This window comes from Palleronia sp., from assembly GCF_042089775.1.
GTDB lineage: Bacteria > Pseudomonadota > Alphaproteobacteria > Rhodobacterales > Rhodobacteraceae > Palleronia.
Map to the genome: position 1 here is coordinate 36,388 of NZ_JBELKF010000024.1, position 8,584 is coordinate 44,971.

At 64.9% G+C, this 8,584-nt stretch carries 8 protein-coding genes; 5 read left to right on the plus strand and 3 right to left on the minus strand.

Going from position 1 to position 8,584, the window contains the following annotated elements; translation table 11 throughout:
- Window positions 1-74: 74 nt before the first annotated feature.
- The 3 genes from ACFDS3_RS08515 to ACFDS3_RS08525 are packed head-to-tail and all read right to left on the minus strand — an operon-like array spanning window position 75 to window position 3,936.
- A complete protein-coding gene (locus tag ACFDS3_RS08515) occupies window positions 75-2,246 on the minus strand; it encodes a xanthine dehydrogenase family protein molybdopterin-binding subunit (protein WP_375261922.1) in 2,172 nt (723 codons plus the stop codon).
- On the minus strand, window positions 2,246-3,268 hold the full coding sequence (locus ACFDS3_RS08520; RefSeq protein ID WP_375261923.1) for an FAD binding domain-containing protein: 1,023 nt from the start codon (window positions 3,266-3,268) through the stop codon (window positions 2,246-2,248). The genes ACFDS3_RS08515 and ACFDS3_RS08520 overlap by 1 nt, the downstream gene beginning before the upstream one ends.
- Entirely contained in the window at window positions 3,265-3,936 is a 672-nt protein-coding gene (locus ACFDS3_RS08525) for a (2Fe-2S)-binding protein (protein ID WP_375261924.1), read from the minus strand. Before ACFDS3_RS08525 ends, ACFDS3_RS08520 begins: the two co-directional genes overlap by 4 nt.
- Before the next feature lie 574 nt (window positions 3,937-4,510).
- Here ACFDS3_RS08525 and ACFDS3_RS08530 point away from each other — a divergent pair.
- The 5 genes from ACFDS3_RS08530 (at window position 4,511) to ACFDS3_RS08550 (ending at window position 8,482) form a co-directional block, all read left to right on the plus strand.
- A complete protein-coding gene (locus ACFDS3_RS08530) occupies window positions 4,511-5,125 on the plus strand; it encodes a histidine phosphatase family protein (protein ID WP_375261925.1) in 615 nt (204 codons plus the stop codon).
- 106 nt (window positions 5,126-5,231) lie between these two features.
- Window positions 5,232-5,921, plus strand: coding sequence for a hypothetical protein (locus ACFDS3_RS08535; RefSeq protein WP_375261926.1), 690 nt, complete (start codon window positions 5,232-5,234; stop codon window positions 5,919-5,921).
- A 66-nt stretch (window positions 5,922-5,987) separates the two neighbouring features.
- Window positions 5,988-6,509: an amidohydrolase family protein gene (locus tag ACFDS3_RS08540; protein ID WP_375261927.1), complete on the plus strand. Its 522-nt coding sequence runs from the start codon at window positions 5,988-5,990 to the stop codon at window positions 6,507-6,509.
- 178 nt (window positions 6,510-6,687) lie between these two features.
- Complete coding sequence (locus ACFDS3_RS08545) at window positions 6,688-6,876, plus strand: hypothetical protein (protein ID WP_375261928.1); 189 nt, start codon at window positions 6,688-6,690, stop codon at window positions 6,874-6,876.
- Window positions 6,877-7,339: 463 nt separating this feature from the next.
- Window positions 7,340-8,482: an aminotransferase class V-fold PLP-dependent enzyme gene (locus ACFDS3_RS08550; protein WP_375261929.1), complete on the plus strand. Its 1,143-nt coding sequence runs from the start codon at window positions 7,340-7,342 to the stop codon at window positions 8,480-8,482.
- Window positions 8,483-8,584 lie beyond the last annotated feature (102 nt).

Genomic DNA, 8,584 nt, shown 5'->3' on the forward strand with positions numbered 1-8,584 from the left:
CGCCCCAGACTTGGCGCAGGTGTTAGATAAACAAGGCGAAGTGCGCGGCTTCCTCCTCTTCCCCATGCAAGGCGTCATGCGGTCGGCAGGATGTCCTCGATATGGATCGGGGTCTTGCGGACCCTGATGCCAGTTGCGTGATAAACGGCATTGGCGATGGCGGCGGCGGTGCCGACGATGCCGATTTCGCCTATCCCTTTCACCCCGGCCGGGTTCACCTTGGTATCAACCTCGGGAACCAGGATCGCGTCGATCTGCTGAATGTCGGCGTTCACTGGAACAAGATATTCCGAGATGTTGTCGTTCATGTAGGCGCCGGTTCGCGGATCCACCTCGGACACCTCAAGCAGAGCATGCCCGATGCCCCAGACCATGCCGCCGAGATACTGTGAGCGAGCGGTCTTCTCGTTCATGATTCGGCCGGCGGCGAAGGCTCCGACGATGCGGGGCACGCGAATTTCGCGCGTGAAGCGGTTGATCCGAACTTCGACGTATTGGGCGCCGAAGGCGAAGGCGGCATAGCTTTCTTCGGGGCCGCCGACGATCTGGACCCCGCCGGCGTGCAGCGAGCCGCGCCCGCCACCGCTGACCGCCGGTGGGATCCATTCTGCATATTCCTCGATCCCGGTCTGCCCGTAGCTCTCGAACGCGGCTTCAACCTCAAGCTGCCCTCCCTGGGCTCCGAGACGCTGAAGGATTCGGTCGCAGGCAAGACCGATCGCCGAGACGTTCGACGCGGTCGAGACTGACCCGCCCGCAATCGTGCCCGGCGGCAGGCGGCTGTCGCCAAGCTCGACCCGAATCCTCTCCACCGGGACGCCCAGCTTCTCGTGAACCGCCTGGGCGAACACTGTATAAGCGCCCGTGCCAAGATCGTGGCTTGCCACCTGCACCCGCGCCTCGCCCGTGACATCGAGCGACACGCGCACCGCACAAGGCGCCATCTGCGTCGGATAGGTCGAGGTCGCGACGCCCCAGCCGATCAGTTCGTCGCCATCAGCCATAGAACCGACCTCGGGCGTATAGTTCGACCAACCGAACGCGTCTCCTGCCTGCCGATAGCACTCCACAAGCGACCGCGAGGTGAAGGGCACGCCGCGGACGGGGTCGTGATCGACGTCGTTGCGGATGCGCAGCTCCACCGGGTCCATGTTCATTCCGCGCGCCAGTTCGTCGATGGCTGACTCAAGCGCGAAGAAATAGGGCGTTTCCGGGGGCGCGCGCATGAAGCCGGGCGTCTGCCGGTCCGCATGGACGACCGAGACGCTCGTCTGGATGTTGTCCGCGCGGTACATGCGAGTCGTGTTCTCGGCACCGTTCACGAAATAGGTGTCGGGGCGCGAGCTCAGCTCCCGGCCACTATGCGCGAATGTGGTGATCAGCCCGTCCTCGCCGGCGCCGACCCGCACGTCCTGCCGCGTCTCGGCGCGGAACGATGCGACGGTGAACCCTTGTTCGCGCGTGACGTATAGCTTGACCGGCCGCTTCATGTCGCGCGCGGCCGCAGCGACGAGGGCCGTCCAGGTGAACAGCGTCCCCTTGCCGCCGAAGCCGCCACCGACATAGGGGCTCAGCACCCTGACGCGCTGCGGGTCTATGCCGAGATTGCCGGCCAGGCCGATCTGGAACCCCTTCACCCATTGGCTGGGGACGTAGACCGTCAGGTTCTCGCCCTCCCAGTGTGCAGTCGTGGCGAAGAGCTCCATGGCGTTGTGGGTGTTGGGCGCCGTCTCGTAGGACTGCGACACGGTGTGCGCCGCGTCGGCCATGCCAGCCTCGACATCGCCGACCGAGATCCCGACATCCGGCAGCTGTTCGACCGTCACGCCGGGGGCATCGATGATCGCCGCGGGGTCCTCGGCCTCGTAAGAGACGCCGAGTACGGCTGCGGCCTGACGTGCCGACAGGATGGATTCGGCGACGACCATGCCGATGATTTCGCCGTAGAACTTCACGTCGGGCCCGGCGAGGGGGCGCCAGCTCTGCTGTGCCTGACCTTGGCCCGAGCCGAAGAACCCGGCGGGCTGGAGGTTCGGCTGGTTCAGGTGCGTATAGATCGCGCGCACACCGGGCACCGCGCGCGCAGCCCTGTCGTCGATGCCGGTGATCCGGCCCTTGCCGATCGTGGAGATCACCAGATGGCCGTAAAGCGGATTGGGCACGGCGAAGTCGGCCGCATAGCGGGCGTCTCCGGTCACCTTGATCCTGCCGTCAATGCGATCATGCGGATTGCCGATCCTAGCCATCACTCGCTCCCTCCGCCGGTCGGTGTCTGATCAATCGCCGCCACGTCGAGAAGCGCCTTGGCGACGGTCCTCTGGCCGAGCGGGATCTTGAAGGCGTTGTGCTCATAGCCCTGCGCGCCCTCGAACGCGATGCGCCCGGCCTCCATCGCCACCTCTTCGGTCAGGGCCTGACCGGCAAGGAAATCCTCGACCGCCTCGGCGCGCCAGGGCACCGTGGCGGCGCCCCCGACGGCCACGCGCGCCTCGCGCACGGTGTCGCCGTCCATGTCGAGCGCGACTGCGGCCGAGGTCAGGGCGAAGGCGTAGGATTCACGGTCGCGCACCTTGATATAGCGCGAGCGCCGTGCCCATTCCGGCACGGTCAGGCGGAACCCTGTGATCAGCTCGTCATCTTCCAGCACGGTCTCGCGTTCGGGGTGATCCTGCGGCAGCAGATGCAGCGCGTCAAAGGCGATGTCGCGGCCGCCATCGGGGCGCTCCGTCTCGACCACCGCGTCGAACAGGATCAGCGCGTTGGCAAAGTCGCCGGCATAGCTGGCGATGCAGTTTTCGGACGTGCCGAGCACGGCCAGCAGGCGGTTTATCCCGCCGATCGCCGCACAGCCCGACCCCGGCTCGCGCTTGTTGCAGGGCGAGACATTGTCGCGGAAATAGGGGCAACGGGTGCGCTGCAGGACGTTGCCCCCAAGCGTGGCGACATTCCTCAGCTGCGGGCTGGCCGCTTTCCAAAGGGCCTCCGATAGGACCGGCGCCCCGTCACGCAAGAGGGGATGCTCTGCCGCCTGGGCCATGGTCACCCGCGCGCCAAGATGAACCTGGTCGCCTTCCTGCACGATCTCGTCGAGGCCGAGCTTCTGGATGTCGGTCAGCGAAGGAGGACTGACGACCGTCAGCTTCATCAGGTCCAGCATCGTGGTGCCGCCGGCAAGGAAGGCGCCACCCTGGCCAGCCGGCCCCATCGGATCGACGGTGGCGACCGCCTCGTCGATCGAGCCGGGGGCGTTGTAGGTAAAGGGGATCATCGCTCGCCCTCCGTCAGCGCGGCCAGGCCGATCTCGCGCGTCTCGTCGCGGGCGCGCTCCACGGCGCTGACGATGCCCTTGTAGGCGCCGCAGCGGCACAGGTTGCCGGACATGTATTCGCTGATCTCCGCTTCGGAACCTGCGTGTCCCTCCATCACGCAGCCGATGGCGGAGACGATCTGCCCCGGCGTGCAATAGCCGCACTGAAACCCGTCTTCTTCGATGAAGGCCGCCTGCATCGGGTGAAGCTCTGCATTGGAGTCGGCCAGTCCTTCCACCGTGACCACAGACTTGCCGTCCGCCGCCGCCGCCAGGACAAAGCAGGAGTTCACGCGCACACCGTCGAGCAGAACCGTGCAGGCGCCGCACTGGCCGTGGTTGCAGCCCACCTTTGTCCCCGTCAGGTCGAGCTGCTCGCGGAGGAGGTCGAGGACGGTCATACGCGGATCGAGGGACAGCGCGTGTTCCGTCCCGTTGATGGTGATCGTGGTGCGCACCAGCCCGTCGGTGCCTGTAGCAGCAGACTGCGCGGCGGCTTCCTGCGCGCCAGCCGCGAACTGGCCGAAGGCAGAGGCGCTTGCGGTGGCACTCCCGGCGAGGAAATTGCGCCGGCTGACGCCTTGATCCTTTTGCGGGGCGCGGCTGGATCGGTTGCGTTGTCTAGACATGATGCGTCACCTTTCCTCATCGGGGGCACGGATCGGGAAGCGCGGTGAGCGGGTCCATCTGCGTAGGGCCGACCCCGGATCCGGATCGAGCCGCTACGGCCGTGCCTGACGCCTTAGAGTTGATGCGCGGAGGCGGCAGGTAAAGGTCGAAGCCAGTAATACGCATCGTGATCTATGGCCGCGCCAGATTCCCGCGCAGATCAAGAGCCTCAGGCGCTGCAGCGCGGTGGGGGCCGAATGCAGAGGCGCAAGCACGTTTCCAGGAATGGTGTCCTCGGACCGAACGACACCCTTCGTCCTGATCCATTCCGCCTCGTCGACCTCTGTCGACCCCACGTTCTGGACAGGCGAGGCGGCTGGGCTTGGTTCTGGCGCTACTAACGACTGTTGATCGGGCGCGCGTCCACATTGATACCATAAGCGCGTTCCTTGCACAGAGGCACTTCTGCGCGCGACCTGCGCGTCGGCTGCTCCGTGGCGGCGATCTGGCGGCTCCGGAACCGCCCAGTCACCCGTGCATTGTGCAAGAGTGGTTTCCGCGACGCCGGCGGTTGAATTGGGAAGGACCCCCGGGATGGTCCATTCCTATACGCGTAGAATGGGTGTTGCTGGATTTCTCATGCTGGCGTGCAGCAGCTCCGCCTCTGCACAGGAAGAACTGATCGAGCGCATGCAGCACGGGGAGACCGTGGTCTTCTTACGGCACGCCGAGACGGATTACTCGCAGACCGACACGGGCCGCCTGAACGACAGGGCGGGCCAGCGCAATCTATCGGCGGCGGGGCGCGTTCAGGCGCAAGAGCTCGGAAAGGCATTCAGTTCGCTCGGCATTGAGTTCGCGCGTATTCTCGTCAGCCCCGTCTATCGCGCCAGAGACACGGCCGAGCTTGCCTTCGGACATGGAAGCCTTGAGGTGACGATGGATCTCGTAGCCGATGATTACGCAGGCGGCGCTCTGCAAGAGACGATCGCCGCGACCGGCAGTCTGCTCGCCACGGAGCCCCCGGAGGGAACGAACCTTCTGCTTGTCGGGCATCGGACGCCGTTGGAAATGGTCACGGGGCTGGATTTTCCCGATACGGTTCTCCCTGAGGGTGCCCTGGCCATCTTCGACCCCATTGACGAGGGCACAAACCTGCTTGGCACGGTATCCGCAGATGCACTGATTGCCGCGGCGGGGTCACAATGATCGATGTGACCCGCTGCACGGTTTTGGGCGGACTGGCCAGTGCCGCCGCAGTGCCTCTCCGGGCACAATCTGCGGCTCCGCCGATCCTGATCCGCGGTGCATACGTATGACCCTGGGGCCAGAGGGGGATCTGCCCGCAGCCGATGTGCTCGTGCAGGATGGCCGCATCGCCGCTATCGGGGCAGGGGTGACCTCGCCGGAGGCGGAGGTCGTATCCGGTGAGGGAAAGATCCTCCTCCCCGGCTTCGTCGACACGCACACGCATCTGTGGCTGTCGCAGATGCGCGGCCTGTTCAGCCGGTCTGCGACGACGGCTTACTTTCCGCTCGTCGAACGGCTGGGCGCGCGCTACCAGCCGGAGGACATGCGGGTCGGCACGCTGTTCGGAGCAGCCGGGAACCTCGACGCAGGGATCACGACCACGTTCCCCTATTGCGACAACATCCGGCAGACGCAGACGCCGCGCTGTCGGCGCTCGTCGATTCAGGGACGCGCGCGCGCGTCCACTATACCGGGCACGACGCCCTCCCGCCCGAGAACTACGTCGACCTCGACCACCTCCGCACTCTCACTGAAAGGTCTCAATTCCAAGATGAAGGTCTTGTTGAACTGGCCTTCGGCTGGCGCGTGCCACCGCAGGATGCGTCGGACGCGGCGAAGGCGCGGGCGCTTGATGAGCTCGTGGTTGCGCGCGACCTTGGCTTGCCGATCTCGTCCCATATCAGCGGGTCGAACGGAGTTTCGCAGTTGGCGTGGCTGGTCGAGAGCGAGTTACTCGGACCGGACATGCTGCTGATCCACGCAACGAACGCGCCACCCAAACTTCTTGCGACCGTCGCGCAGGCCGGTGCGGGTATATTCGTTGACCCCGATAACGGAGCAGCGTGTAGGATTCGGACTGACGCGAGTATCCGACTACGACCCGATTGATAATTCTCTTGCACTCGGCATCCACGGCGCACTGGCCGGGGCACCAGACATGTTTGCGGTCATGCGAATGCTGCATAACGTGGAAGCCGGGGCGAGCGGCGATGAGCTTGCCGTGCTGCCGCGGCGGCTGGTTGAACTGGCGACGATCGGCGGTGCCCGGACAGCCGGTCTGTCCGACCGGATCGGATCAATCGAGCGGGGCAAGGCGGCAGACCTGATCCTCGTGAACACGGATGCGGTGAACATGGGCCCCATGAACGACGATCCGTCGGCGCTGCTCGTTTATTCCGCGTCGCCCGGCAATGTTGAAGCGGTCATGGTCGGCGGACGGTGGCGCAAGAGGGCCGACGCGCTGACAGAACTGGATCCACACCGGCTCGCCGATGCCGCAGCCGCATCGTTAAATGCAGTAACCGGGCGCGCCCAGCAGTCACGCCAGCGGCCGCAACAATAGTCGTGATCGGCTTCGCCCTGCGCTTTATGCAACTCCAGTCTGGGGGGCGTGTGTCAGATCACCTCCCGCTGGACGTCTCGGCATTGGCTCTTCGTATAGGGAAGGGAGAATCCCACATCGCAACACGGCCTTCAATCAGCCAGTGCCGGTGTGCTGCAGTGATAGAGAGGATAATGACATGGCGAAGCGCCGCACACTCAGCGATTCAGACGTTCTCGGTGCGATCGACAATTACCATCGTCAGACCGGCGCACCGCCAACTGTGGCGCAGGCCCGCGACGTTATCGATGGGCCAGTCGGCAATGGCCGGATATGCCGACTGCTGCGAGAAAGTAAGCAGCGGGTGCTTGGGGAAGACGCACTGTAGAGCGATACAAGTGCTTCGGAGTGGGCCCAAGTTGATCGTATGATCAATCTTCCGGATGCGCTGCATCAGCCCCGCCCGCCCATACCGCGAGGCGCTCGGTAGCGGATCTTCGTGAATGACGCGACCGCATTTCGCGGATGCTGTTCCGGGCCGATATTCCGGGGGGCAGATGATCGCAGAGCGCGTGTCGATCAATCGATCGCTAAACCACGGCGGAGAATCCCACCCCTACACACGTTCTGATTGTGAACTCTTGGGAACCCCTGCACCTTGATCCCGTTGGGTGGCAACGTCAGCAGGAAGTGTATGAATGTCGGTATCACGACGCACCGCCCTTGGGATCGTAGCGGCGGCAGGTGCGGCTGCGACGGCGCGACCGCCGAGCCTACATGCTCAGGTCCCCTCGCTCGGCGACTGGAGCAGCGTTCGTGCCCTATTCGAGCTCGTCCCGGACAAGATTCACATGAGCACGATGCTCATCACTTCGCATCCCGCGCCGGTGCGCGAGGCAATCGGCCGTCACCGAGATGCCTTGGATGCGGATCCGGTCGCATATCTAGAAGAGAACGGAACGCGCCTCACCGAAGCAAGCCGCGCCGCCGCCGCCAGCTATCTCGGGATGCATCCGGCGCATGTGGCTCTGACAGACAGCACGACGATGGGCGTCGGCCTCATCTATACGGGGCTGAAGGTGGGGCCTGGGCAGGAAGTGCTGACGACGGACGAGGACTACTACGTCACGCACGAGTCGCTGCGCCACTTGACCGACGCCACCGGTGCAACCGAGCGGCGCATTTCGCTGTTCGATGACATCTCCGAAGCCACCGATGGCGGCATCGTGCAGCGTATCGTCGATGCGATCCGTCCCGAAACCCGGCTTTTGGCGCTGACTTGGGTTCACTCGAGCACTGGCTTGAAGATTCCCGTCGGCAGCATCGCGGTGGCCCTGCAAGAGATCAATGCCGGGCGCGACGAACAGGATCACGTCCTCTTCGGCCTCGACGCGGTTCACGGGTTCGGGGTGGAGACCGACAGCTTCTTCGATCTCGGCGTCGATTTCCTGATGGCAGGCTGCCACAAATGGCTGTTCGGCCCACGCGGAACCGGCATCGCAGCGATAAGCGAGCGAGGGCTTGGCGCGGTTCGGCCCATCGTCCCGACCTTCGACGATGCCCGCGTCTTTTCCCGCTGGTACGCTGGCGAAGACTACGCGCTTTCGAACAACGGGCGCACACTGACACCCGGCGGGTTCAAGGACTTCGAGCATCGCTGGGCGCTCGCCGAGGCTTTCGCCCTGCACGAGGAGATCGGTCGCGCGCGGGTCGCGGAACGTACCCATACGCTGGCAGGAGACCTGAAGGATGCGCTTGCCGGGATTCGCGGCGTTTCGGTCGTGACCCCGCGGCAACCGGGCCTCTCGGCCGGCATCGTTTGTTTTGACGTGGAGGGATTGGAGCCGGAGGAAGTCGTTTCGCGGCTCCGCTCGAGATCCGTCGTTGCGTCGGTCGCGCCCTATCCCAGTGCGCATGTCCGTCTGACCCCGAGCATCCGAAATTCCGAAGCCGAAATCGAGGCAGCGGCGAGGGCAGTGCGCAGCATCATCTGATGCGATCGGGAGAAGCCTGTTTGGCGCTCGGGTCGGACGTGCCTTGGCTGAACGCCCGGAGCGCGGCCTACGGCCCCAGCGCCGCGACAACAGCTCTGCGCC